General features: G+C 46.1%; 23 protein-coding genes and 2 tRNA genes. 18 read left to right on the top strand and 7 right to left on the bottom strand.

All coding sequences use genetic code 11. The annotated features are described in order from the left end of the window. The first annotated feature begins 41 nt into the window (after positions 1–41). The 4 genes from QUB25_RS18560 (at position 42) to QUB25_RS18545 (ending at position 2,352) form a co-directional block, all read left to right on the top strand. Entirely contained in the window at positions 42–614 is a 573-nt protein-coding gene (locus QUB25_RS18560) for a hypothetical protein (protein WP_190661921.1), read from the top strand. A 44-nt stretch (positions 615–658) separates the two neighbouring features. Continuing rightward, positions 659–823 (top strand): hypothetical protein, encoded by a 165-nt coding sequence (locus QUB25_RS18555; RefSeq protein WP_333177198.1) that lies wholly within the window; start codon positions 659–661, stop codon positions 821–823. A gap of 23 nt (positions 824–846) precedes the next feature. After that, positions 847–1,563 carry a GUN4 N-terminal ARM-like repeat domain-containing protein gene (locus QUB25_RS18550; RefSeq protein ID WP_333184970.1) on the top strand — a complete coding sequence of 239 codons (717 nt, stop codon included), beginning with the start codon at positions 847–849 and terminating at the stop codon, positions 1,561–1,563. 228 nt (positions 1,564–1,791) lie between these two features. Next, positions 1,792–2,352, top strand: coding sequence for a Uma2 family endonuclease (locus QUB25_RS18545; RefSeq protein ID WP_333184968.1), 561 nt, complete (start codon positions 1,792–1,794; stop codon positions 2,350–2,352). Positions 2,353–2,511: 159 nt separating this feature from the next. Here QUB25_RS18545 and QUB25_RS18540 read toward each other — a convergent pair whose 3' ends face one another. Beyond that, positions 2,512–5,115: a dynamin family protein gene (locus tag QUB25_RS18540; RefSeq protein WP_333184966.1), complete on the bottom strand. Its 2,604-nt coding sequence runs from the start codon at positions 5,113–5,115 to the stop codon at positions 2,512–2,514. An 84-nt stretch (positions 5,116–5,199) separates the two neighbouring features. On the opposite strand from QUB25_RS18540, the gene QUB25_RS18535 reads away from it, so the two are divergent. After that, complete coding sequence (locus QUB25_RS18535) at positions 5,200–6,471, top strand: hypothetical protein (RefSeq protein ID WP_333184963.1); 1,272 nt, start codon at positions 5,200–5,202, stop codon at positions 6,469–6,471. 69 nt (positions 6,472–6,540) lie between these two features. On the opposite strand, the gene QUB25_RS18530 is transcribed toward QUB25_RS18535, so the two are convergent. From QUB25_RS18530 to QUB25_RS18515, 4 genes are all read right to left on the bottom strand, one after another. Next, on the bottom strand, positions 6,541–7,260 hold the full coding sequence (locus QUB25_RS18530; RefSeq protein ID WP_333184959.1) for a DUF2786 domain-containing protein: 720 nt from the start codon (positions 7,258–7,260) through the stop codon (positions 6,541–6,543). Positions 7,261–7,456: 196 nt separating this feature from the next. Continuing rightward, complete coding sequence (locus QUB25_RS18525) at positions 7,457–8,671, bottom strand: DUF790 family protein (protein ID WP_333184956.1); 1,215 nt, start codon at positions 8,669–8,671, stop codon at positions 7,457–7,459. Positions 8,672–8,686: 15 nt separating this feature from the next. Further along, positions 8,687–9,148: a DUF3598 family protein gene (locus tag QUB25_RS18520; protein WP_333184953.1), complete on the bottom strand. Its 462-nt coding sequence runs from the start codon at positions 9,146–9,148 to the stop codon at positions 8,687–8,689. A gap of 244 nt (positions 9,149–9,392) precedes the next feature. Next, positions 9,393–10,931, bottom strand: coding sequence for a DEAD/DEAH box helicase family protein (locus QUB25_RS18515; protein ID WP_333184950.1), 1,539 nt, complete (start codon positions 10,929–10,931; stop codon positions 9,393–9,395). A 330-nt stretch (positions 10,932–11,261) separates the two neighbouring features. On the opposite strand from QUB25_RS18515, the gene QUB25_RS18510 reads away from it, so the two are divergent. From QUB25_RS18510 to mutT, 7 genes are all read left to right on the top strand, one after another. Then, complete coding sequence (locus tag QUB25_RS18510) at positions 11,262–11,384, top strand: hypothetical protein (RefSeq protein ID WP_333184947.1); 123 nt, start codon at positions 11,262–11,264, stop codon at positions 11,382–11,384. 291 nt (positions 11,385–11,675) lie between these two features. Then, the gene (gene ald / locus QUB25_RS18505; protein ID WP_333184944.1) at positions 11,676–12,764 is read left to right on the top strand and encodes an alanine dehydrogenase; all 1,089 of its coding nucleotides are present in this window, start codon (positions 11,676–11,678) and stop codon (positions 12,762–12,764) included. Positions 12,765–13,027: 263 nt separating this feature from the next. Continuing rightward, positions 13,028–13,109 (top strand) — tRNA-Leu (locus tag QUB25_RS18500). A gap of 73 nt (positions 13,110–13,182) precedes the next feature. Continuing rightward, positions 13,183–13,959, top strand: coding sequence for an RNA methyltransferase (locus tag QUB25_RS18495; protein WP_333184941.1), 777 nt, complete (start codon positions 13,183–13,185; stop codon positions 13,957–13,959). Between the two features lie 541 nt (positions 13,960–14,500). Next, positions 14,501–15,460 (top strand): RNA polymerase sigma factor, RpoD/SigA family, encoded by a 960-nt coding sequence (locus QUB25_RS18490; protein ID WP_333037606.1) that lies wholly within the window; start codon positions 14,501–14,503, stop codon positions 15,458–15,460. Between the two features lie 221 nt (positions 15,461–15,681). Beyond that, on the top strand, positions 15,682–16,023 hold the full coding sequence (locus tag QUB25_RS18485) for a DUF760 domain-containing protein (protein ID WP_015174476.1): 342 nt from the start codon (positions 15,682–15,684) through the stop codon (positions 16,021–16,023). A 191-nt stretch (positions 16,024–16,214) separates the two neighbouring features. Then, positions 16,215–16,619 carry an 8-oxo-dGTP diphosphatase MutT gene (gene mutT, locus QUB25_RS18480; RefSeq protein ID WP_333037605.1) on the top strand — a complete coding sequence of 135 codons (405 nt, stop codon included), beginning with the start codon at positions 16,215–16,217 and terminating at the stop codon, positions 16,617–16,619. 54 nt (positions 16,620–16,673) lie between these two features. Here the strand turns inward: mutT and QUB25_RS18475 are convergent, their stop codons facing one another. Next, entirely contained in the window at positions 16,674–17,912 is a 1,239-nt protein-coding gene (locus tag QUB25_RS18475) for a histidine kinase (RefSeq protein WP_333184937.1), read from the bottom strand. A 53-nt stretch (positions 17,913–17,965) separates the two neighbouring features. Here QUB25_RS18475 and QUB25_RS18470 point away from each other — a divergent pair, with 53 nt between their 5' ends. The 3 genes from QUB25_RS18470 to QUB25_RS18460 all read left to right on the top strand — a co-directional run bounded on the left by QUB25_RS18470 (position 17,966) and on the right by QUB25_RS18460 (position 22,552). After that, complete coding sequence (locus QUB25_RS18470; RefSeq protein ID WP_445251964.1) at positions 17,966–19,690, top strand: DUF2079 domain-containing protein; 1,725 nt, start codon at positions 17,966–17,968, stop codon at positions 19,688–19,690. 250 nt (positions 19,691–19,940) lie between these two features. Continuing rightward, positions 19,941–21,128 carry a glycosyltransferase family 4 protein gene (locus tag QUB25_RS18465; protein ID WP_333037599.1) on the top strand — a complete coding sequence of 396 codons (1,188 nt, stop codon included), beginning with the start codon at positions 19,941–19,943 and terminating at the stop codon, positions 21,126–21,128. 179 nt (positions 21,129–21,307) lie between these two features. After that, positions 21,308–22,552, top strand: a complete 1,245-nt coding sequence (locus QUB25_RS18460) for an MFS transporter (protein ID WP_333184991.1) — start codon at positions 21,308–21,310, stop codon at positions 22,550–22,552. Between the two features lie 109 nt (positions 22,553–22,661). Here QUB25_RS18460 and QUB25_RS18455 read toward each other — a convergent pair. Next, positions 22,662–22,735 (bottom strand) — tRNA-Arg (locus QUB25_RS18455). Positions 22,736–22,813: 78 nt separating this feature from the next. On the opposite strand from QUB25_RS18455, the gene moaC reads away from it, so the two are divergent. The 3 genes from moaC to QUB25_RS18440 all read left to right on the top strand — a co-directional run bounded on the left by moaC (position 22,814) and on the right by QUB25_RS18440 (position 24,048). Further along, the gene (moaC, locus tag QUB25_RS18450) at positions 22,814–23,335 is read left to right on the top strand and encodes a cyclic pyranopterin monophosphate synthase MoaC (RefSeq protein WP_333048708.1); all 522 of its coding nucleotides are present in this window, start codon (positions 22,814–22,816) and stop codon (positions 23,333–23,335) included. A gap of 88 nt (positions 23,336–23,423) precedes the next feature. After that, positions 23,424–23,681, top strand: a complete 258-nt coding sequence (locus tag QUB25_RS18445) for a 2TM domain-containing protein (RefSeq protein WP_006633890.1) — start codon at positions 23,424–23,426, stop codon at positions 23,679–23,681. Between the two features lie 64 nt (positions 23,682–23,745). After that, positions 23,746–24,048: a DUF3181 family protein gene (locus tag QUB25_RS18440; RefSeq protein ID WP_333037589.1), complete on the top strand. Its 303-nt coding sequence runs from the start codon at positions 23,746–23,748 to the stop codon at positions 24,046–24,048. Positions 24,049–24,051 lie beyond the last annotated feature (3 nt).

Below are 24,051 nucleotides of genomic sequence, written 5' to 3'. Positions count from 1 at the left end.
TTTGGATCTGGCACAATCGTATTTGATATCGTAAAAACCCAATGGAAAATACTCTCGAAACTACCCGCAGACAGCGCGTATTGACACGAACCCAGGAACGGCGTCAGGCGACACCCAAAGAAAAACAGTTGATTCACCTGCTAGCCAATATGGCTTGCAGTTTGATTAAATACGACTACAAACACGCAGCCGGGAAGGGAACCCTCCCGCCTTCGGAACGCAAGCGTTTAGCGGAATGGCACTACCTGCGAGTTCAGCAAATTCGCCGGATCGAACGCTCGTTGGAACCCGTAGCGACCCTTAAGCGCGTGTACTACAAGAGCATCCTCAGTCCGAGAGATCTGAAGTCTTTGAAACTTCTGTGGCTGGAGGAGGACAAAAACCGCGTCAAACGGGTCGATCCTGAGTTGGACGACATCCTCAGCGAAGCTTTGGATCGGGGAGATACTTTAAAACAGCTATTTCACTCGATCGAAGCCAAAGAACGCACCTTTTCTGCAACTCCTAGCCCCGGCGCCGTGCCGCTTTGGGTCAAAGAGTGGGAAGACTCGGAATATGACATAAACTTTTTTCCCCCTTCCTTCCCTGCATGGGTTTCGATCGTGGACGACTAGGTTCAAGAAAAACTCTTTGACATGGCATCGATCGTAAAATTCAGATGGTAGACTTATTTGCTATTGCTGCCATTGGCGAAGAGGGTGGGGGCGATCGGCTAAACCAGGCGGCGTTGCGCGCAGGCATCCGAGTACAGAGAAGTGAATCGGAGTCAGTACCATTGTACAATGGGGGAAAACCAGGGCTTCAGCTAATCGCTGATAGCTGATAGCTGATAGCTGATAGTTTCTCATGACTGACTCGATTTCTACTTCTCCTCTAGACTCGGCGGCCGATACAGCCGAACTCCGCTCTCAGTTGAGGTCGGGTTCGGAAAAAACTCAACTGCAACTGCTGCAACAACAAATAGCAGATTCCGGTTGGGATGTATTGATGGAATTTTTATTAGAGCGCAAGTCAGATGCACCGACTGCGGTAATGGGTAAAGCTTACCAAATTCTTTACAGTGCTAATTCTCCGAGAGCGAGGGAGTTTTTGCAAGCGAATTTTCCGACTGGGCTTGTGCCGCTGCGATCGGACTCTAACATTGATTACACTCCGCTGCAACAATTATTGGCATTACAGGAATTTCAAGAAGCCGATCGCTTGACTTTAGACAAGCTTTGTGAATTGGCGGGTGATACAGCTTTGCAGAGAAAGTGGCTGTATTTTACACAAGTTGAGAGTTTGCCGGTGGCGGATTTACAAACAATTAATACGCTGTGGAAAGTTCATTCTGAAGGTAAATTTGGCTTTTCAGTGCAGCGGGAAATTTGGCTGAGTTCGGGCAAGAATTGGGATAAATTGTGGCCGCTAATTGGCTGGAAAAAGGGAAATAATTGGACGCGCTACCCGCAAGAGTTTATCTGGGATTTGAGCGCCCCGAGAGGGCATTTGCCACTGTCAAATCAGTTGCGAGGAGTGCAGCCGTTTGCAGCTTTGATGGCTCATCCGGCTTGGTTGAAGTGAATGGTTTTGGGGCTTTTGGGGAAGGTGGGGCGGCTGGATGGCCGGCCCTGCTATTGTTTTTGGGGAATTGGGATTTTGATTTTTGAGGCGCAGAAATTCACAGAAATTCACAGTCGGGACGCTTGTTCCACTTTTGGCATAGAGGGAGAAGGGCGATCGCACTTCTAGGAAAGTTTGGAAATTTTGTATAATTGATATTTGAATTAATTAGCGAGAGGGCTGGGAGTCATGGTAGGCATCGGAACCAAACTCACTTTAGCAGAATTTCTAGCTTTGCCCGACGGAGATATATATTGTGAGTTTGTAGATGGTGAAGCTGTTCCGAAAGTGTCTCCAAAATTTTTTCATTCCTGTTTACAGGGAGCTTTGTGTCGCCTGATTCGTGTATGGTGTAAAGGACGCGGGCGAGTGCTTCCAAAATGGGCAATTTTGTTAAAACGTCAGGATAAAGATTGGGTTCCTGTTCCCGATTTGACCTATATTTATTATGCGCCTCTGCCGAAAAGTTGGCTGCAAAATGAAGCTTGTCCCGCAATTCCTGAACTGGTGATTGAGATTATCTCTCCTGGTAAAAGGATGCAGGAATTTGAAGAGAAGGCAAAAGATTATTTGGCGGCGGGAGTTCCGCGAGTTTGGGCGATCGATCCAGAGGCTATTTTAATTAAAAGTTTTTTGACCGATGGTTTGAGCCAAGTTTATACGGATAATACACTAATTGTAGATGAGTTGCTGCCTGGTTGGGAGTTGACGACTAGACTGATTTTTGAAGAAGCGGAATTGATTGATTGAGGGCGATCGTACTCTGTGCAGGATATCAGTCGTAGGGTGTGTGACAGCGGGAAAACTTTAACTCGCGACGGTGGGACTATTGACTGTCACGCAATGCGACAAAACCATAGTATTTACAACGTACTATGGTTTTGTCGCGCTTACCCGTTACTCATTGAATTAGCGAGCACTTTGATTTAATATTGTTTCAATTTGATTTTGTACTTGTTCGAGTTCTCGACGTTTGTCAGCCAGCCAAACTTTTTTGGCCTCGCATTCTGCTTGATTTTGGCGATCGCGATTTTCCTGCTGTTCTAATAAATTCTCCCACAGGGAGATCGCTTTGGACATCGCATCGCTATTCGCATCAGCGCGAGCGTCAAATACTGCAATAATTCTTTGTTGTACCTTCTCAAAAATAGACTCTGCGGATTCGCCAAATTTCTCAAAGCCTAACTCACAAACTTTTTCCTTAATCTGAGCTTTAACAGCATCGCCATCTAAAAAACTCCAGCCCAAACCGCCACCAGCACCAGCGGCTAAGCCACCCAAAACAACTCCTATAAAACCAAGTCCTGTAAAAAATAGCAACGCAGCACCAACGGCTGCACCAATTCCTAAACCCCCAAAAAATCCACCATCCTCAATCTCGCCAATTGATGAAGCTATTCCGCTTCCACTGCTGCCAATTCCGCCTAAGCTACCTGCTGTTGCTAAGTTATTGAATTGAGCGACAAGGCTAGTGCTGAGTTGCTGGTCAAACTGTTGAAATTCTTGCCGTATTGCATAAATATCTTCACCGATTTGGCTGTCTAGCACTCCCATATTTTGTTTTAACATAGACTGTACTTTTTGATTGCCCCAGTCATCAATTTCTTCGGTGATGTCTCGTACAAATTGATCTGCATAATCTTTAGTCAACTTGTCTTGACTCATGATGTGTCCGTGTTCGGAAGTCCAGCGATGACTTTTTGCCATCAGGCGTTCTCCCAATCCTTCCACCCATTCATTCCAAGATTCAATAGCTTCTTCTACAGATTCCTCCCTCAGTTCATTAGCTAAAAGTTTGATTTTCACATCGCGGCCACTTACTTCCGCTATTTGTTCAAAAATCTTCGCCTTATCTCCTTCAGAAACGGTCAACTTTCCTTCTAGCATTTCCCTATATTGAGTCAATTCATCGCAGCCAGTATTAATAATTTGCTTCATTCCAGATGCTGACTGCTGAAGTGCGATCGCCCCCCGTTCAACTGTCAAAAACTGTTCGAGAGATTTGGTAAAATCCTGAAAAGATTTCACATACTCATTTTCCGTCCCGTCCCAAATCGCCTCAAGTGCAGATTGAGCAGAAATAAAATGAATCCGGTTTTCACCAGCAATAATTGGTTTTGCCCCATTAACAATTGTTTCTACCCTTTCTTTTACCTCCTGGCGATCCTCTTCACTCTCCAGCCAATCGAAAAAATTCACTGCAATAAAAATGTTTCTTGCACCTTCATCTTCTTTACCATAATTCAATTTTTTTTTCAAGGATAAAAGCAGTTCTTCTTCTGTCTTTGTTAAAGCATTGTGAGCCTGAGTCAAAAAAATAACAGCATCAGCCGTTTTCAGAACTTGCTGAGTCGCCAATGTGCGTTCCGCTTGTTCGTTCAATCCGGGAGTATCAATAATTTCTACGCCATTGCTGCACAACTCTAATTCGGGATGCTCAAAAACGATTTCTGCAATTTTCGATTTGGCTATTTCATCTGCAATAGAACCAGAAGCCGCCTTTTTAGAAATAGCAGCTTTCTCTTTATATTCTTCCGGCGAAATCTCTTCCTTACATCCATTTGTGTAGTGACAAATAACCCGCCGCTTCGAGCCATATTTCAAAATAGTCACCGTACCGCTACAGGGAGTAGCCCTCACTGGTTGGATTTTCTCGCCCACCAAAGCATTTAGTAAGGTTGATTTGCCCTTACTAAAGTCGCCGACAACAGCCACGCGAAAACATTGAGATTCTAATTTACGAGATATCTTTGTTAGTTCTTCTGTTAAATTAGGAGAGAGCACGTTGCGATCGATTCGATCGAGCAGAATTAAATGTAGTTTGCCACAAACTGTATCCAGTTGTGTTCGATACTCCTGAAACTTTTTCAACTCCTGATAGGAGGAAACTGAATGCTTTTGATTTTTTTGCTGTTTCGGTTTGGCTGGTAAATGTCCGATAATGTGACTGGCAGCACGGACAAACAAAGAATCGAGAGATTGAAATCGTGCTGGATCGAGTAACGAGTGGACTTCTGCTAAAGCTGCTGTATCGCTTATTGCTTGACTGCTAAAACTCGCTTCTAAAACAGTCAAAAATCGCCCCTCAATTGCGAGTTTGTTGGCGATGATCGTCAAATACTCTTTTTCGCGTTTATCTATTGTCCCATCTGCCGCCGACATTTGATACCCAAAACTAATCAGCAGCAGTTTTTCCTCCTCAGAAAAACACGCTGTCAGCGCCAGCAACGCCGTCAATTTCTTGTAAACTTGCTGATCTCGCACGCCCTTAACCATCGCCATTACCAATTGGCGCAAACTGTTGTTAGCGGGGATGAGTTCCGTCAAAGTTGCCCGCAGCGCCTGGATTTCCTCAGCACCAACCGTACCGTCGGCATGAATAACTCCCAGCAATACCGTCACCAATCCCGCCAGAAAAAGCACGGGCGGATTAATATCCTCTTTTCGGAGGCTTTGCCCTGTCAGTCGGGAAATAAGCTCAACCGTTTGCGGACTAATTAGTGAAGTGTCCATTTGCCGCGCCTTTAGATAATTTTTTTTATTTAAACAATCATAATATATTAGTTATTCTGTGGATTGGTAACACGGTAAAAATTGATGATGAACTTTGTATTTCCCCCGGCGGTACAGGCTGCGATTGAGGCTGGTAAGTACGCACAAGTGTTTACATCTGCTGGAGTGCCGATCGGCATGGCGAGAGATGCAGCGACGGGACAGTTTGCGGCCCACGCCGTTGGCGCGGTGGTCAACAACAGCCCCCTATCGCCGTTAGTGTCTCCCGTGCAGCTTGCAATGGGAGGCTTGCAGATGTACCAAAACCACATGGGCTTTCAAGCCGTCCAAGCCAGTTTGGGCGTGCTGCAAGCGACAACAGCCGTCATTGGTGTGGGAGTTGCGGCTGGGGTAGCTTTGTCTGCGGTGAATTTGCACCAGACATTGCAACTAAAAAAAGCGGTTGCGAGGCTGGAAGTTAAAGTAGAAAATGGTTTCATCAATTTAGAACAACTTTTGAAAGGTCAAGGCGCGGAAATTAAGCAATTAATTTCCGAAGTGGCTGCAGATATAAAATTTGAGAACCATCGCCTAGTCTTAGTGCGGGCTTACGGGTTATTTAATCAAGCGATTCAACGAATGCGATCGGCTTTGCAACTGCAAGATATTAATCGCCGCAATGCTGAAATTGATGCGGCGCGGGGGATGTTGTTTGAAGCTTTAGCGGATTACAGAAATCCGCAGTTATTGTCAGAAACTTGTGCGGCGGGACAGTTGCGCCGGTTAGAGTGCAGTTGGGCGATCGAGCAAAGTATTATTGTCACGTATCAGGTGCAAAATGAATTTGGTGCTGCGGGCGATCGTATCTCTCAGCTTCAACAACAAATCCGTCAAGATGGCTTAACAGTAGTTGCTGGCTGCGACTGTGACGACGAACTAGATTTTCTGTTTCCTGAAATCACGCGAATTCACAATCACGATTTAGCCGCATTAGACACTTGGCAAAATCAGATTGAATGGATAAAATCTTTGCCACCAAGTGAATTAAAACAGTTACAAAGTGCTGATTTGAGTAAATCAAACTTAGCTGTTACTGGAGAACAAAATTCATCCACAACAGCTTTAGCTATACCGGATGAACAGTTATTTTATAAAAATTTGAGACCTAAGTCTCATTTTTATTCTCTTCGCACTCAACTCGAATTAATGCTCGCTCCGCAGCAGCGTCAAGAGTACGAAGATTATATTATTGAGCAAGGGAATATAGCGGGTCATAAAAGTTTAGTATCGTCGAACTTGGAAAAAGCCTCGGATTTGGCTGTTGCTAATCTTTTTTACTATTTCAGAGTCCGAGATGAATCGGAAGAATCGGAATAATCAGACCTAATTTGTAATTTGCTTTAAGTTTATCCCTGTTTTGATTATCCATCAATTACTATCGAGAACTCAAAGACATTCATTAAGTTGTTTCATATCCCCTTGCGGCTGCACTTGCTTGTGCAAACTAATTTTGTCGCCCACTTCATACCCAGAATTAAAACCCGCTGCGCTGCTGACTTGAGAATCTGTTCTCGTTCTAATTTTAACCCCTCGGCCCTCTAGATAATCGGCGATCGCCTGTTGATTTTTCTCAAACATCGATCGCACAACAATCCCTGGAGTCGCCGCCGCATCCCCCGAACCCGGAATCCCCGACTCTTCCATCTCCTGTTTTTGTTCCAACAATCTTTGTCTTAACCTTGTCGCGCATCCAACCCGAAAAGCATTCAGATACGCCAACCCCCTGCCGTTTCCTTTGCGGTATTTAGCCCTTTTTTCAATTGCAGAACTCAAATACTCGTAGAGATGTTTGCAAACAATCAGGTTTGTAGAAGTTCCCACCAAAAACATACTGCCCGTATAAGTATTTCGCATGGCATTGCAACCGTTAGCGTCGGCAATTCCCGACAGCAGCATCATTTTCCAAGTTACAAATTTCGATGTTGTTTCAACAGAGTCTTCGTCAATCTCTTCTTGGTGATTTGGTCCTAAATCCGCGAGGCTGAGATTGTATTGTGCCAGTAAAAGGGAAGCTTTTTCGGCCGCAGCAGTCGATTCGTTTTCATTTGATGAGGTGGCAAGGGCTAAAAGCTTTTTGATTCTTTCGACAATACTTGTGTCTGCCATTTTTCAATCGGTTTTAGGGTGAGACTACGCGGTGGCAAGGATTTGAGTGAATTCCCATTTTAGTATAGCTGGAAATGTGCGATATTTTTTGAGGATGATTTCATTTATAGAAGAGGATTTTTTTGAACCGCAGAGGGCGCAGAGGGCGCAGAGAGATAGAAATAAAGAAGTTCGCAACTGAGGCGCCGATTGGTTACTATTCGAGGACTTCCAGGACTGATTTGGGCAACAATTTATCTTTAAACCATACTACTTTTGCTGGCACATCATTTACATTCACCCCGGCTTTTTCTAAATTCAGCCGTTCGGAAATAGCTAAAATCAAGTTATCGCATTCAGACTTATGTACTTGTGCAAATTTCTTTTGCAAATACTCCGGCCGCCAATAGCCAACTATTTCTAATAAAAATACTCGCCCGTCGGGATGCACCAACCGAAAGTCGGGAATCATCACACTACCTGGAATCGGAATTAAATCAACTTCTCGCTCTAGTTGCCACTCGGTTTTTGTAGAATTCCATCTCTCAGCAAATGCGGCTTCTAACATACTATCATAAGGCTTGCCAGGGGGATAGTGGCTGACTAAACCGCAGTCGGAATTTAGGGTAAATTTACCTATTTTCAAAACGCCACTAAAAGGGTCTTTTGTGTGCAGTGTCGAGTGCATACTCCATTTGGTGACGTGCAGCAGTGCGGGCAGCATTTTCGCCAGGGCTAAGCCGTAGCGGGTGCTGGGTTTGAATAAGCTTGTAGGGCCGTCTATTGTCAGTGTAAAACCGTGGTCTGCATCGCCTTCGATGTAAGTCATTAATTGAAATAGTTTCAGATAGCGAAATAAGAGTTTGTATTCTCCTGGATCGTTGCGGTGGGCGGTTAATTGGACTTGACTTGCTCGGTAAAATATGCCTTGAACTTGAGAAAGATTGTATTTGTGAAGCAAGTTTTCGGGAGTTGGTGCATTAAACTCAGTGAGGATTTTGTTTTCGTTTAAATCGGCGTATAAACCTGTAGTGATTTCGTGAGGCAAAACTTCTCTGTTTAACTCTTGGCTGAGTTCACTTGCTACTTTTTCCAGGGTTAATTGGGTGGATTGAGGGCTGGGAGTCGATCGCGCGGACAATGCAAAAACCCGCTGTCTCAACTCTGAGGGTTCTAGGGGACTGATGACTTCCAAGGTGGAGAAACCGCCTTTCAGCAGGTGTGCTAATCCCCGTTTCAGCCGATAATCCGGGCTGTCGCCTTCTAATTCTAGCAAGCGTCCGTCGAGTTCGCCTTGGGTTTTGCCGATCGACTCTTGGAAGCAGTTGATCATTTCTGTAGCTGCTTCCAAGTTTTTAGCATCTATCTTGAGGCGTAGGGGGACGATTGATTCCCCATTTTGGCGGTGACTTAATAAATCAGTGGGTAACATAAGCAGTGAAAACTTTTACTCAATCTTTTGTTCGACAATCACCATAACTCCCCTGAGTTTTCCCTCTTCTGTCAAGCTTTGGGTAGTCCGAATTCGCCGATCGGAACTGACAAGATTGATTGTTTCCACAGCCCTGAGAATGCCAGTTGCTTTGTCCCATATTTGAAAAACGATTAAATTATCTCCAACTTCTGTGGCTAGTGTCTTGTAGTTAGAAAAGATAGAGTCATTACTTTCAATTTCTACTTGCCCTTCACCGACTACATGACCCACAAAGTTTTGTGTTTCACTCTTGCCATTGGCATAAGTTTGAACGTTAGTTTGCCTCCACTGGTTATCAACAATTTTCTGGGTTAACACCGCTGTAAAACGCTGGGTTTCTTGGAACTCAGCATTGAGGATTCTCCAAGTTCCCTCCCAAACTCCTGTATGTTTGGGGAAGACTTTAAAGTTACTTATTTGTGTGATATCGATCATTTTCCGCTACTATGAATTAGTCAATGTTGAGATTATACACTAATTGGGGAACATTCAAGATTACTTCTTGAAATTATCATTTTTTACCCACTTTGCTGTGACCCGGCTGCTTTTTAGTCGCCTCCCGGTTGACTCCGTAAATCGATTGTAGATTGTAGTTTTTAAATAGACCTAGGAGTGATTTAATTATATAGCCATTTTTTCGCTAAGACTACCCATCCCACAACTAACTTATTTAGGCTTACTACCAGGGAATTTCATCATTGTCTTCTCCCCATTTGGCTGGTGATTCTGCTGCTTTTTTGGTTGTCTCCCGATTGACTCCGTAAATGGGTGTCGGTTTGATAGTTTGTAATTCCTGATCTTCTGGCTGCGGCTGTTCAATTAGTGTTTTTACTTGGGGTTTGTGAGGCTGCATTCCTCCTCGGCGGCGTTGAGAAGTTCTTTCTTCGCTGGTGTCTTCGGTGACGACTTCGTAGAGAATTGCTAACTTATTTACATCGCTGCTTTTGCGGAGAACTCTACCCAAACGCTGGATGTATTCGCGTTCGCTGCCAGTTCCTGACAATATGATAGCAATTCGGGCGTCAGGAACGTCCACTCCTTCGTTGAGGACGTGGGAGGCGACGAGGGTTTTGTATTCGCCGCTGCGAAAGCGATCGAGGATTTCGTGGCGTTCTTTGACTGGGGTTTGGTGGGTAATTGTGGGGATGAGAAATTCTTGGGAAATTCGGTAAACTGTGGCGTTGTCTCCGGTGAAAATTAGGGTGCGCTGGGGAGAGTGTTCTGCTAGTATTTGGGCTAAGATTCGCAGTTTTCCTTCGGTACAAAGGGCGATTTCTTTGGCTTGGCGGTGGGCTAGCATGGCGCGCCGTCCTAGGGGCGATCGCGCGCTTGCCATGATAAACTGTTTCCAACCTTCGAGGCTGGATATTTTGATGTTAGACTGTTTTAAGAAGTCGTTGCGAATGTTGATTAATTCTGCGTAGTGAGCACTTTCTTCTTGTGACAGTTTTACCATGATTTGAACTATTTTATGATCTGCTAAAGCATCGCCTGCCAAATCTTCGGGTCTTTTGCTAAATACTGTCGGGCCGATCAGGAAATGTAAATCGCTGTGGCGGCCATCTGTGCGATCGGGTGTGGCTGTCAGTCCGAGTCGAAAAGGCGCGATCGCATATTCGGAAATTACTCGATAAAAGTCCGTTGGCAAATGGTGGCATTCGTCAAAAACCAGCAAACCATATTTATTGCCCAAGGTTTCTGCATGAATACTTGCACTGTCGTAGGTTGCGACTAAAATTGGCGTTTTGTCCCGCGAACCTCCACCCAACAACCCGATTTCGATGTCGGGGAAAGCTGCTTTTAAATTAGCATACCACTGGTGCATTAAATCGAGAGTTGGTACTACAATTAATGTACTGCGACCAGTGACTTGCATGGCTAATTGTGCCAGATAAGTTTTGCCGGAAGCGGTGGGGAGGACTACTACTCCTTGGCTTCCTGCTTCCTGCCAAGCTACGAGGGCATGTTCTTGATGTGGGTAAGGCTGCATTTCCACGCTGGGTACGAGTTCGAGTAGTTCGTATCCCCTAGCTTCGTCGGTGAAATGAATGCACTCGGCTTGGAGGCATTCTACCAGCGGGCGGTAGTGAATGGCTCGAATGCGGTATTTTTCCACGCGATCGTCCCAAGTGGCAAAGTCCACCCAGTCTCTGCCTTTGGGCGGCGGGTGCAGCAATAGAGTTCCGCGATCGAATGTTAAGGTAGGTGTGCGTGGCATTTTTTTTAAAGACCTGAGTCGCTGCTGTTAAATTATAAATGACCGATCGAATATATTGACAGCAGACTTTCTTTAGGCTAATTTTTTAATAAAGTCTATTAGACTTATGCAAAATAGAAATAGACGCGCGATCGCTTGAAGGTTAGAATATAATTTTACCTTAAAAAATATAAGCCCACTCCTGAAATATATAGAAAAACATCCGCAGTGCAAGCGGCCGGGGTGTGGATTTTTAATGACTGCATGAATTGGTCAGTATGCGAAATCTTACCTTACGGTGTGGCGAGAGCGGTCAATGAATTTTGAGCAAATAACAGGGAAATAGTATTTTTGGCACTTCAGTCTCTCGGCTATCGCGATATTGCGATGGTAAAAAACACCTGCGAAAAGGAAGGGCGGGTTAATTTGCAAGAAGCTCAGTCAGAATTAGAGAGCTTGCAGCTTCAGATCTAACAACTAATGTTAGAATTAGAGCGAGCTAAAAATACGATCAACCTTGTGGGAAATGACCTATTTGGGAAAGTGCGATCGCCGTGGCTGAAAATTAAAAAAATGTTCGCCCGCACAGCATGATTGCCAAATCTAGTATCTCCAAATTCCTCTAGAAGCCAGACTTATTGGAAAAGTCGGGGGCTGTAAACGGGGGGTTCAAAAACTAACATCTAAAATGGTATTGTAAAACATGATGCCGATCGGATTATTTCTAAGCTAGAGTCGAGGTACGGCTTAGATTAGAGGTTATAGATGGAAATAGGCGTCCCCAAGGAAATCAAGGATTTAGAGTTTCGAGTCGGGCTCAGTCCCACAAGTGTCCGGGCTTGTTCGGACAAAGGTCACGTAGTTTTCGTGGAAACGAATGCAGGCGCTGGGGCCGGTTTCGCGGACGAGGACTACGTTGAAGCAGGGGCTAAGATTGTTTTAAAGGCTTCAGATGTCTGGAAGCGCGAACTAATTGTTAAAGTTAAGGAACCGCTGCCTGCTGAGTATCCCCTGATTGAAAAAGAGCAGTTGCTGTTTACATATTTGCACTTGGCGGCCGATCGCACATTAACCGAGCATTTAATCAGCAGCGGAGTCCAGGCCATCGCCTACGAAACCGTCGAACTCCCGGACAGAAAATTGCCGCTGCTGACGCCGATGAGCATTATTGCAGGGCGTTTGTCGGTGCAGTTCGGAGCTCGGTTTCTGGAACGACAGCAAGGTGGTCGGGGCGTACTTTTGGGTGGTGTACCGGGGGTAAGACCGGGTAAAGTTGTGATTTTGGGCGGCGGCATTGTCGGCACAGAAGCAGCCAGAATTGCTGTAGGAATGGGCGCGAGAGTGCAGATATTAGACGTAAATGTCGATCGCTTAGCTTATTTGGAAACTCTGTTCGGTTCCAGAGTAGAATACCTCTACAGCAGTCCTTTGCAAATAGAAGCAGTGGTTCCCGATGCTGATTTGTTAATTGGTGCGGTTTTGGTCTTAGGTAAAAAAGCTCCTATTCTGGTTTCTCGCGAATTTGTTGCGAAGATGCACCCCGGTTCTGTGATTGTTGACGTAGCCGTTGACCAAGGCGGCTGCGTGGAAACTTTGCGGGTAACTTCTCACACAAATCCTACTTATGTTGAGGAAGGAGTTGTGCATTACGGCGTGCCCAATATGCCCGGTGCCGTGCCTTGGACTGCGACTCAAGCTTTGAATAACAGCACTTTGCCTTATGTTTTGCAGTTGGCAAATAGCGGGATTAAAGCTTTGGAAATGAATCCGAGTTTGGCGAAGGGATTGAACGTGCAAAATCACCGATTGGTGCATCCGGCCGTGCGCGAGGTTTTCCCCGATTTGGCAGATTAGATTCCCCTTTTTTCAGCAAATCCCGTAGGGTGCGTCAGATCAAAGCTTGTGGATTATTAATAACCCGACGCGATCTGACGCACCCTACTCAACTACACAGCGTTTTGCTATGTTTGGCTAACAGTAAATCCTCGAAACTAAAGCATTTCTCAACCCGAACCGTAATTTGTGCAAAATATTACTCGCAGCTCACAAAAAAATAAATTCCCTAAAACACTTGACAGATTCGCGAACTTATGGGAAAGTATTAATTCGTGACCGATGCGGAACTGGCGGAATTGGTAGACGCGCATGATTCAGGTTCATGTGGTGCAAGCCTTCCGGGTTCAAGTCCCGGGTTCCGCATTCCCAAGGCAGAAGGAAGTTTGGGGTTAACCCGATACAGGCAATAACCCCATTCGCTCTGCTGAATTAAACAATGCTGACAAGTATTCAAAACCCCCTAGTTAAAGAAATTCGCAAGCTGCACAGCTCGAAGGGACGCAGGGAACAACAATTATTTTTACTCGAAGGGACTCACTTGCTCGAAGAAGCTTGTGCTGCCAAATACCCGCTAGCAACTGTTTGCTGCACTCCCGAATGGCTGGATCAGCACGGGGAACTTTGGGAGCAAGTTGGTAATTTAGCCGATCGCACAGAATTAGTAAGTGCAAAAGTGTTAGAGTCGATAGCCACTACAGTCCAACCCGACGGCATTGTCGCCACCGCACCCCGCACTGCAACAGATCCAGCAAAATTATCAACTTTAGGAATAGCCCTAGAAACAATCCAAGATCCCGGCAACTTGGGGGCGATCGTCCGCACGGCTGCGGCTGCTAATGCCGACGGTTTGCTGCTGAGCGCAGACAGCGCCGATTTAGACCATCCCAAAGTGCTGCGCGCCTCGGCAGGAGCTTGGTTTAAGCTGCCCATGGCCGTCACTCCAGATTTAACCGCCGAAGTCTCCGCGTATAAAAATCGAGGAATGCAAATTTTAGCAACCGTCGCCGGGGCCAGTTTAAGTTATTGGGAAGTAGATTTGCGAGTGCCGACTCTGATAGTTTTGGGCAACGAAGGCTCTGGTTTGTCGGAAGAATTGAGGAGTTTGGCCGATCGACAAATCCAAATTCCCCTGAGTCGTGGCGTAGAATCTTTAAATGTCTCGATCGCCGCAGCCCTCATCTTGTACGAAGCTCAACGGCAAAGAAGTCATTAGTTATTAGTCATTAGTCATTATCTGTTGGGGCGGGTTCATCAATATCTGTAACTTCATATTCAGGGTATTGAAAAGCTGTTGGGCATTTAAATTGTATTTTTTGTATTTTTTTCTTGCACTGTGCCAAAAGGATCAAATTCCCTCCCATCTCCCCCTCTCCCCATTCCCCCCATCTCCCCCTCTACCAATCTACCCCTCTGAGATGTGGCGGATGTTGTTTATATTGATGCAAACTGTAAAGCCAGGAAAGCGGGTACTCTCGTATCAACAGTCCAGGCTGGTATGAAATAAATATGAAGAAGTGTAGCCAAGTGCTCTCACAAATGTTAAGATTCTTAACATAACGTAGTATTGTGCACGCCCCAACCAAAACCTAACCTGAGACGGTGCTGACTGGGAGTAGTAGCTAGCTACCATAAAATTAAGCCTCTTTAAATGGAAGGAAAGCGCAAGTCCCCGCCCGCTTTCCTTCCCAGCTAAAGCTAGGGGTTTGCGACTACCGCAAACCTTTAGAGGCACAGATCCTCAGCGGGAAAAGCTCATGAAAACTCTTAAGTCCTCAGATACAGATTCTGTTCGCGCTTACTTGCGGGAAATCGGCCGCGTTCCCTTGTTGACCCATGAGCAAGAAATACTCTACGGGAAACAGGTACAGCGCTCAACCGCACTGCATCAGGAGAAAGATATTTTAGCCGAAGAGTTAGGCCGCGACCCGACGGCGGCTGAATGGGCACAGGCAGTTGGGCTGTCTGAGGCACAGTTGCAGCGGACGATCGAAAACGGGGAAAGGGCAAAGCGCCAAATGGTGGAAGCGAATCTCCGCCTGGTAGTCTCTGTTGCCAAGAAATATATCAAGCGCAACGTAGATTTACTAGATCTAATTCAGGAAGGCACGATCGGGATGCAGCGGGGAGTAGAAAAATTTGACCCGACTAAGGGCTATAGATTTTCTACTTATGCTTATTGGTGGATTCGTCAGGCAATTACTCGGGCCATTGCCGAAAAAGGCCGCACCATCCGCTTACCGATCCATATCACCGAAAAGCTCAACAAAATTAAAAAAGCTCAGCGCCAACTTGCTCAACAGCTTGGTCGCGCGGCCACGGCTGCTGAATTGGCATCAGAGCTAGAATTGACTCCCAAACAGATTCGCGAATATCTCGATCGCGCGCGCCTGCCACTTTCTCTGGACTTGCGCGTGGGAGACAATCAAGATACAGAGTTGGGCGATTTGTTGGAAGATACGGGTACTACGCCAGAAGATTTTGCCCTGCAATCTTCCCTGCGGACTGACTTAGACCACCTGATGGCGGAACTGACTCAGCAACAGCGAGAAGTGCTCGCCTTGCGGTTCGGTTTAGAAGACGGGCAAACCCTAACTTTGGCCAAAATAGGCGATCGTCTCAACATCAGTCGGGAACGAGTGCGGCAAATAGAACGGGAAGCTTTAACCAAACTCCGCAAGCGCAAGCAAGATATCAACGATTATCTAGCCAGCTAGGTAGATTGGGGATTGGCGATCGGGTTGCCCCCACTTGCAATCCCCAATCTAAAATCGTAAAAACCGCCGCTTTTAATTCGGTTGTGCCCACTTGGTTGCTATGACTGTCCTGCTACATTAGTAATTACTTAGTAATAAAGATCAGCAGCCATCAGATAAGGGTTATTTAATTTAACCGCCCGCGTCTAACATAACAAGCTGTGTCTGAAACGGAGGTACTCGTGAGCAACTCATCTAATAAATCCCCAGAATTCTTTGAAGAAGACGGAGAAAATACCAACTTATTATGGCAATACGTGCAGTCGATGGCTCCCGACACAGTTTCTCAGTTGTCTAAGCCGACTTCTCACGAAGTGTTTCAAGTAATGGAGCGAAATATTGTTGGACTTTTGGGGAATTTGCCTTCGGAACACTTCGGGGTGACAGTGACTACCAGTCGCGAACATTTGGGTAGATTGCTCGCCTCGGCTATGATTAGCGGTTATTTTCTCAAAAATGCCGAACAGCGAATGACTTTTGAAAAGTCGATACAAGCCAGTGAGAGACATGGCTCGGACGATTAGTAGATTCTTAACATTTAAGTGATCCAAGTGTCAAGCCCCCCCTCGCAAGATGGGGGCTTAATATTTTAGATTTTAGATTTTAGATTTTAGATTTTAGATTAAAAAATAATTGAATAATTATTGATATTATTCTTAAATTCCCCATTCCCCATTCCCCATTCCCTATTCCCCATTCCCCATTCCTAATTAATATGTCTCTTCCTCCTTTTGCCCACAAAGTTATCGGCGTTGCTGCAATCTGGAACGATCGCCAACAAATTTTGATTGACAAGCGCCGACAACATGGACTGCACGGGGGTTTCTGGGAGTTTCCGGGCGGAAAAATAGAGCCTGGGGAAACAATCGAAGCTTGCATAAAACGGGAAATTATGGAGGAGTTGGGGATTGTCGTAGAAGTTGGCGATCGCTTGATTACAATTGACCACGACTACACTAAATTTACAGTTAGACTATACGTGCACCACTGCCGCCACGTCAGCGGGGAACCGCAAACGATCGAATGCGATGAAATTCGCTGGGTGACACTCGACGAAATTGACCAATTTACTTTTCCCAAGGCAAACGCACAGATTATTGCTGCACTGCGGAAAAGTTGAGCTGTAATATCAAACTCGGTTGCTACTGACAACTGACAAATCTACAGCTAAGTTTTATTTTTGGACGGGCAGAGTAAAGTGAAAACAACTGCCTCTATCGGGTACAGAGTCTACCCAAATTTGACCGTAGTGGGCGCGGATAATGCCTTGACACAGAGACAGTCCAATGCCGTAACCGTCTGTTGATTTATCTCGCTGCAAGCGAAAGCTGTCTTCAAAAATGCTCGCGCAATCTTCTTCAGGAATTCCCGGGCCGCTGTTGCAAATGCTGACTTGAACTTTGTAAGCGGTGCGGTGGAGAATTGAAAGATTAACAGTTCCTCGGTCTGGGGTGTACTTGCTGGCGTTGTCAAGCAGGTTGACTATGACTTGTTTGATGCGATCGGGATCGGCATAAACCAAGGGCAAATCTGCGGGAATGTCTGTTTCTAAGTTCAGACTTTTTGCCTGAAATTTGTCTTGAAATTGCCCTATTACATCTTGACAAATCGCCCCCAGTTCGATTCTTTTGGGTTCAATGTGGAGTTGAGCGTTTGTACCCCGGGCTGCTTGCAGGATATCTGTAATCATACGATCGACAATTCGGATTTGGCGGCGGGCTTGTTTCATCAAATGAGCTGCCAGACTCGGTGTCAAACGTGACTTTTCCCCCTCTTTCACCTTCTGACTTGACTCCAAAGTCTCCAAAGCCAAAGATGCGGCCGTTAAGGGATTTCGCAAGTCGTGAGCTAGCATCGCAATAATCCGGTCTTTCAACTGCAACTGCTCTTGCAGGTGTTCTTTTTCCTGTTTGAGGCGAAAAACTTCATCGGAAAGCTGCACAATTTCGGCGGCGCAAGCAACGGAATAGATTGGTTTTGCGTCAGTCAGGGTTTCCGCGAGAGCTGAGGCCGACTGCTGCTGAGCTGCGTATTCTTCTACAGAACGCTTCCAGCGCGGCCACCAGTGTTCGAGTTGGGCGATTAAATTGCTGCCGGCGAGAGTTTGTCGGGGATCGGGATGAATTTTGAGCAGCGAGGGAGTGGCTACAAGTTTAAAGTGTTCGGCTAAATCGGGCTGTTCTCCTACGTCGATGATTTGAAGCTCAAAGTCGCACTCTGCCTTCAAATCCTTTAGGGACTTGCGGATGTGTCTGGTCTGTTCCCGGGAAGAGGAACGCTTGTCTACAAACAGCAAAAGCTGTAAAAGCGGTGCGGGATTTACCGGCTGTTCGGGAGAACAGTCAGTGCCGCTGGTGCCTGGTGTTGGATGGACGCTGTTGAGCTTTTCGATCGGGTGAAAATAATTGAGCATTGCCGAGCCGAGTTATTTCACTTCTACTTTAATTTAATACTTACTTTAGATTTATGCTATTGTCCGATAATTTCATTACAGGCGGGCAGATGATATTTTTGAGATGGAAGAAAAATGAGTCGCTGCGGGTGGTGGTTCAAGTGGCGGCCGCCTTTTTTGTGCTGTGCCTGTTGCTGACGCTGCACCGCTACTACAGCTTTTACGCTACTTACGACCAAGGCATTTTCAATCAACTTTTTTGGAATGGCACTCAGGGTCACTTGTTTGAGAGTTCCCTCTCTTCGGCGTTGTCCACTAATGTGGTTCACCAAAATCAGCTCCCGTCCGTATCTTACTATCGGTTGGGGCAGCATTTCACCCCGGCGCTAATGCTGTGGCTGCCAATTTACTCGCTGTTTCCCTCGCCCGTCACTTTGACGGTGTTGCAGGTGACTTTAATTACGGCGGCTGGAGGAGTGCTCTATGCTCTCGCCAGACACTATCTGGAACCGAGGCTGTCGGCGACAATAGTTGTGAGCTATTACTGCGCTAACGCGGTCATCGGCCCGACTTTGGGCAATTTTCACGATATTTGTCAAATCCCACTTTATGTCTTTGGCTTGCTGCTGGCGATGGAGAAGCGCTGGTGGCCGCTGTTTGGGATTCTGGCAACTTTAATTTTGGCCGTGCGAGAAGATGGGGGAGTTGTTTTATTTGGCGTCGGAGTTTACCTGATTTTGAGCCGGCGCTACCCTCGGACTGGTTTGGCTGTCTGCATACTCAGTTTTGGTTATATGATCGTCCTGACCAATCTGATTATGCCTTTGTTTTCTGCTGATATATCCCAGCGGTTTATGATGGAGCGCTTCGGCCAATATGCCGATGGAGATGAAGCTTCTACTCTAGAAATTATTTGGGGAATGGTGAGCAATCCCGGGCGGTTGGTGGCTCAATTATTTACGCCGTTTTTTGGTAAGATTAGATACCTGCTTGGTCAGTGGTTGCCATTAGCTTTGGTTCCTGCTTTCGCGCCTGCGTCTTGGATGATAGCTGGATTTCCGCTGCTGAAGCTATTTTTAGCGAAAGGAGAGTCGGTGCTGGCGATTAATATTCGCTATGCGATGACTGTGGTTCCAGGGCTTTTTTATGGGGCAATTCTGTGGTGGGCCCAGCGTCAAAAGGAAGAAGATAGAATGGTGAGAGAGGAAAGAATGTTTTTGCGTTTTCCTTCTGCTTTATTTCCTCTGCCTTCATCTTCAAAGTTTCGCCGCTTTTGGGCGTTTTGCATCTGTTTGTCGCTATTTTTTACCTTCACTTCTAACCCAAATCGGACTTTTTCTTGGATTTTGCCCGATGCGATCGATCCTTGGGTGCAGGTTCCTCTCGTCAGACAATGGCAGCACGTTTTGCAAGTGCGGCCGCTGTTGGCTCAAATTCCTGCTGATGCTAGCGTGGCAGCGACGAATACTATTGTGCCGATTTTGTCAAGCAGGCGGGAAATTCTCAGGTTTCCGATGTTTGAACTCCGCAATGATGCGGGGAAGGCAGTGAAGATGCAATATGTAATTGCCGATATGTGGCAGTTGCAGCAGTATCAGACTGCGTTTCGCGGGGAACGGGGACAGTTGCGGGAGATCGTACCGGCGATCGATCGAATGTCCAAATCTGGAGAGTACGGAATTGTTGGCTTTGAAGACGGCGCGATTTTGATGCGTCAGGGTGCTGTTTCTAATTCTGCATCGGCTGCTGCTTGGACCCGTTTTCGCGGTGAATTGGAGCCGATTTTGAAGAAACGGTAAGCGGGTAGTTACGATCGCCATTGCTTGCCTCAGTGCCTCAAATATTGAGGAAACCTGTTTTTTTCAGGTAATGGCGATCGAGCAATTTCATGCAAAAACCAGCTTTAGGCATGATTTTCTGTCTTTGTTCCTGCCAAAAGTCAGGCATTGGGCATCAACTTGCGATCAACTTAAATTTAAGGGTGATCATTATACAATAAATCTGTTAACTCTAAACATTAAGTTATATAAATTATTTGGAGGTAGAAAGATGAAAATTTTGGTATTGGCATGGGAGTTTCCTCCCAGAATCGTAGGCGGTATCGCCCGCCACGTATCGGAACTATATCCAGAATTAGTGAAGCTGGGGCACGAAATTCACTTAATTACAGTAGAGTTCGGCCACGCGCCGATGTACGAAGTGGTGGAAGGAATACGTGTGCATCGGGTGGTGGTGGGGCACGCCAGGGACTTTTTTCACTGGGTGGCGAACCTCAACCAAAGCATGGGCCACCAAGGCGGGAAACTGATGCTTGAGGAAGGCCCCTTTGATATCATCCACGCTCACGATTGGTTAGTGGGAGATGCGGCGATCGCCCTCAAGCATACCTTTAAAGTACCGCTAATTACCACCATCCACGCCACCGAATACGGGCGCTTCAACGGCATCCACAATGAAGGACAGCGCTACATTAACGCCAAGGAAAACGACCTCGCTTACAATTCTTGGCGAGTAATTGTTTGCAGTGATTATATGCGGCGGGAAGCCGAACGGGTACTAGCGACTCCGTGGAACAAAATAGAGGTAATTTACAACGGAATTAGACCCGATAAAAAGCCCCGTTGGCACGAATTTGATGCGATGGATTTCCGCCGAAGGTTTGCTGCTGACGATGAGAAAATTGTCTATTATGTAGGAAGAATTAGCTATGAAAAAGGCATTGGTGTATTTCTAAATGCGGCACCTAAAGTAATTTGGGAAATGGGGGGTAAAGCCAAAATTGTAATTGTTGGCGGCGGCAATACAGACCATCTTAAACATTTAGCTTGGCATTTGGGAATTTGGAATAAGTGTTATTTTACTGGGTTCATGTTTGAGGAACATCTCGACAAATTCCAGACGGTGGCTGACTGCGCGGTTTTCCCCAGTCTTTACGAACCTTTTGGGATTGTAGCGTTAGAAAGCTTTGCTGCAAGAGTGCCTGTGGTGGTTTCGGATGCGGGCGGACTTCCAGAGGTGGTGCTGCACACTAAAACTGGCGTTGTTACTGAGGCAAACAATCGGGATTCTTTGGCCTGGGGAATTTTGGAGGTTTTGAAAAATCCGGGTTACGCGCAGTGGTTGGTTGACAATGCTTATCAAGATTTGGAACGCCGGTTTAGTTGGCCGAAGTTGGCGATAGAAACCCAGTGGGTTTATGAACGGGTGGTGGAGGAAAGGGCTGAGGTTGATTGGTAAGAATGCTCTTTTTTGACGGTTGACGGTTGAGAGTTGACGGTTGACGGTTGACGGTTGAGAGTTGACAGTGAGTCGAATATCAACTTTTTTGGTGCAAATCTTAAGAATTTGTAACACAATGATAGAGACACTCGAACTTACTTTGAGTGCAATCGGAAGATTTAAAGGGAATTAGCATCTTGAATATTTTTAGGGAAATCGATCCCCAACCCAGACGCAGCTTACTGATTTTATTCACTGCAGGCCTGCTATTCTGGTCGAGTTTGGCTTCGCTACTGCCAACTTTGCCGCTGTATGTTCAATTTGTGGGCGGCACAAGACAGCAAATTGGCTTTGTGATGGGTGCATTTGCGATCGGACTTTTGCTATCGAGGCCGCAGTTGGGTAAAACAGCCGACAGCAGGGGGCGAAAACAAGTTTTGCTTCTAGGCGCGTCAGTCGCTGCGATCGCCCCTTTGGGCTACCTGTTAGCTCAATCTATCCCCTTACTGTTACTTATTCGCGTTTTTCACGGCATTAGTATCGCCGCTTTTACTACAGCTTACAGCGCTTTGGTAACAGATTTATCGCCGCCAGGAAAGCGGGGCGAATTAATTGGTTACATGAGCTTGGTGAATCCTATTGGTCTAGCAGTTGGGCCGGCTATTGGCGGATTTGTGCAAGCTTGGGTTGGTTATACTCCTCTGTTTGCGATGTCGGCGGCGTTCGCTGCAACGGCTGTATTTTTTACCTGCAAAATTGCGGAACCTAATTTTGCAGATTTAACACTCTCGGACTCGCTATCTGAGGACAAAAATAGCCAAAAATACTGGAAAATGCTCTGGAATCCGAGAGTGCGGATTCCGGCTTTAGTGTTATTGGTGGTTGGTTTAGTATTTGGAACTTTGAGCACTTTTATGCCTTTGTTTATCCAAGAAACTAAGACTAATTTGAATCCAGGATTATTTTATTCGACGGCGGCTATCGCCAGTTTCGGTATACGGTTGCTCACGGGACGGGCTTCGGACAAATACGGTCGTGGCTTGTTTATTTCTGCAGGCTTAATCTGTTATGCCGTGTCGATGTTATTGTTGTATTTTGCTAACACCAGCAGTGCTTTTTTAATCGCCGCTTTGGTTGAAGGTTGCGCGGGCGGTACGGTTTTGCCGATGATGGTAACGCTGATGTCGGACAGGTGCGAACCTCATGAAAGGGGCCGCTTGTTTTCCCTTTGTATTGGCGGATTTGATTTGGGCATTGCGATTGCGGGGCCGACTTTAGGCTTTGTGGCTGAACAAGTTGGCTACAGAAATATGTTTGGTTTTGCGGCTGGACTCGCTGGTTTGGCTTTGCTGGTTTTTATTACTCAGTCTAGCAAGGGCTTATCTAATTCGATGAAATTTGCGATCGGTCGAGGCAAAGATATTTATGCTTTGCATCAGTAAACGTACCCAATTAAAAAAGTTCTGAGTTTTAAGTCGTGAGTTGAATTAATTTATTAATTCAAAACTCAAAACTCAAAACTCAGAACTCACAGCTTATAACGTTTTTAAATGGGCTTGGAGGGATTCGAACCCCCGACCTCATGGTTCGTAGCCATGCACTCTATCCAACTAAGCTACAAGCCCCTGTGGAGTTAAGATTTAATCTAAAATTGATTAAGTTCTTTTCTCACAGAATCTAACAGTAACACCATTACCAAAATAATGCAAGACCTTTCGCAAACTTTTTCTAAATTGCCCGATGTGGCACAGCTAACTCACCTCGACAACAGCGGGGAAGCCCAAATGGTGGACGTTTCAGCGAAGGTGCCGACTGTTCGGCAAGCTGTGGCAGCAGGCAGGGTGCGGATGTTGCCGGAGACGTTTGCGGCGATTGAAGCGGGGAATGCGCCCAAAGGTGATGTGTTGGGCACTGCAAGGCTGGCTGGAATTATGGCGGCGAAACAGACTGCACATTTGATTCCTCTGTGCCACCCTCTGCCGCTGAGTAGTGTGGAAGTGCAGGTGATAGCGGATGCTGGGTTGCCGGGGTATCAAATTCGAGCGACGGTGAAAATTAAGGCGGAAACTGGGGTGGAAATGGAGGCGCTGACGGCGGTTTCGGTGGCGGCGCTGACTTTGTATGATATGGCGAAAGGATTGGAAAAGTCGATCGCCATTGAGTCAATTCGCCTGGTGAGTAAAAGTGGCGGCAAGTCTGGAGACTATGAAAATGTAGAGGCATAAGTTTCCTGCCGAAAGAGGGATGCAGCATTCAAAAAGCTGCACTTATGATTAAAATAGGCACTGAACTACTAATATCAAGTGAAAAACTATGCCTCCTCGTTGGCCCCGCAAACCCGATCGCAATGATCCAGAATACCGCCGGTTAGATGACCGGATGAATTTTGCTATCCACGTCGGTCTTTTTTCTGCTACCAATTCAGGTTTGTGGTTTGTTCACAATTTGCAAAAGGCTGATTGGCCTTGGGCAATTTCGGTAACGGGTGGATGGGCTCTAGTAGTTTTGGCCCACGCGATTTACCATTTTGCGATCGCCGATTATTCGCCCCTCACCAAAGATTCTGGCTGAAGGCAGTTGGCGGCGATTTGTTAAGTCTTTTGATTGATAACAAATAACTTTCGGCTTTTTTGATATGGCTAATACTACACAGGCGATCGAATCCTTAGCAGCCGAAATCGGCGAAAATGTCTACATTGACATTGCCAAATGGCATTTGTATCTGAGAGATGCTCACCTGCATACCGTTGTTGCCGAACAACTTTATTCCATGCTGGAAGATGGCAATTTAGATGCTGACAAAGTTGGACAAGTTTTGCAAGGAATTCCAGTCAAGTTGGGCGGCGGCAAGCGGGAAGTGCCACTGGCAGATTTAATTCCGATGCAGTGTCAAGTTCAATTGATGGATGTTCTTGAGGAATTTCAGCGGAAAATGTAAAGG

This window comes from Microcoleus sp. B3-D7, from assembly GCF_036705305.1.
GTDB lineage: Bacteria > Cyanobacteriota > Cyanobacteriia > Cyanobacteriales > Microcoleaceae > Microcoleus.
Note: the sequence above shows the minus strand (reverse complement) of the source record. Positions and strands in the feature narration are given on the sequence as shown.

Bases quoted from the DNA above. Each gene is read 5' to 3' on its own strand.
- QUB25_RS18525 (WP_333184956.1), bottom strand. From the start codon at position 8,671: ATGTTACCCACTGATTTATTAAGTCACCGCCAAAATGGGGAATCAATC.
- moaC (WP_333048708.1), top strand. From the start codon at position 22,814: ATGCAAGACCTTTCGCAAACTTTTTCTAAATTGCCCGATGTGGCACAG.
- QUB25_RS18490 (WP_333037606.1), top strand. From the start codon at position 14,501: ATGAAAACTCTTAAGTCCTCAGATACAGATTCTGTTCGCGCTTACTTG.
- QUB25_RS18540 (WP_333184966.1), bottom strand. From the start codon at position 5,115: ATGGACACTTCACTAATTAGTCCGCAAACGGTTGAGCTTATTTCCCGA.
- QUB25_RS18530 (WP_333184959.1), bottom strand. From the start codon at position 7,260: ATGGCAGACACAAGTATTGTCGAAAGAATCAAAAAGCTTTTAGCCCTT.
- QUB25_RS18515 (WP_333184950.1), bottom strand. From the start codon at position 10,931: ATGCCACGCACACCTACCTTAACATTCGATCGCGGAACTCTATTGCTG.
- QUB25_RS18535 (WP_333184963.1), top strand. From the start codon at position 5,200: ATGATGAACTTTGTATTTCCCCCGGCGGTACAGGCTGCGATTGAGGCT.
- QUB25_RS18560 (WP_190661921.1), top strand. From the start codon at position 42: ATGGAAAATACTCTCGAAACTACCCGCAGACAGCGCGTATTGACACGA.
- QUB25_RS18555 (WP_333177198.1), top strand. From the start codon at position 659: ATGGTAGACTTATTTGCTATTGCTGCCATTGGCGAAGAGGGTGGGGGC.
- QUB25_RS18470 (WP_445251964.1), top strand. From the start codon at position 17,966: ATGCTATTGTCCGATAATTTCATTACAGGCGGGCAGATGATATTTTTG.
- QUB25_RS18520 (WP_333184953.1), bottom strand. From the start codon at position 9,148: ATGATCGATATCACACAAATAAGTAACTTTAAAGTCTTCCCCAAACAT.
- QUB25_RS18475 (WP_333184937.1), bottom strand. From the start codon at position 17,912: ATGCTCAATTATTTTCACCCGATCGAAAAGCTCAACAGCGTCCATCCA.
- mutT (WP_333037605.1), top strand. From the start codon at position 16,215: ATGTCTCTTCCTCCTTTTGCCCACAAAGTTATCGGCGTTGCTGCAATC.
- QUB25_RS18550 (WP_333184970.1), top strand. From the start codon at position 847: ATGACTGACTCGATTTCTACTTCTCCTCTAGACTCGGCGGCCGATACA.
- QUB25_RS18465 (WP_333037599.1), top strand. From the start codon at position 19,941: ATGAAAATTTTGGTATTGGCATGGGAGTTTCCTCCCAGAATCGTAGGC.
- QUB25_RS18445 (WP_006633890.1), top strand. From the start codon at position 23,424: ATGCCTCCTCGTTGGCCCCGCAAACCCGATCGCAATGATCCAGAATAC.
- QUB25_RS18545 (WP_333184968.1), top strand. From the start codon at position 1,792: ATGGTAGGCATCGGAACCAAACTCACTTTAGCAGAATTTCTAGCTTTG.
- QUB25_RS18495 (WP_333184941.1), top strand. From the start codon at position 13,183: ATGCTGACAAGTATTCAAAACCCCCTAGTTAAAGAAATTCGCAAGCTG.
- ald (WP_333184944.1), top strand. From the start codon at position 11,676: ATGGAAATAGGCGTCCCCAAGGAAATCAAGGATTTAGAGTTTCGAGTC.
- QUB25_RS18440 (WP_333037589.1), top strand. From the start codon at position 23,746: ATGGCTAATACTACACAGGCGATCGAATCCTTAGCAGCCGAAATCGGC.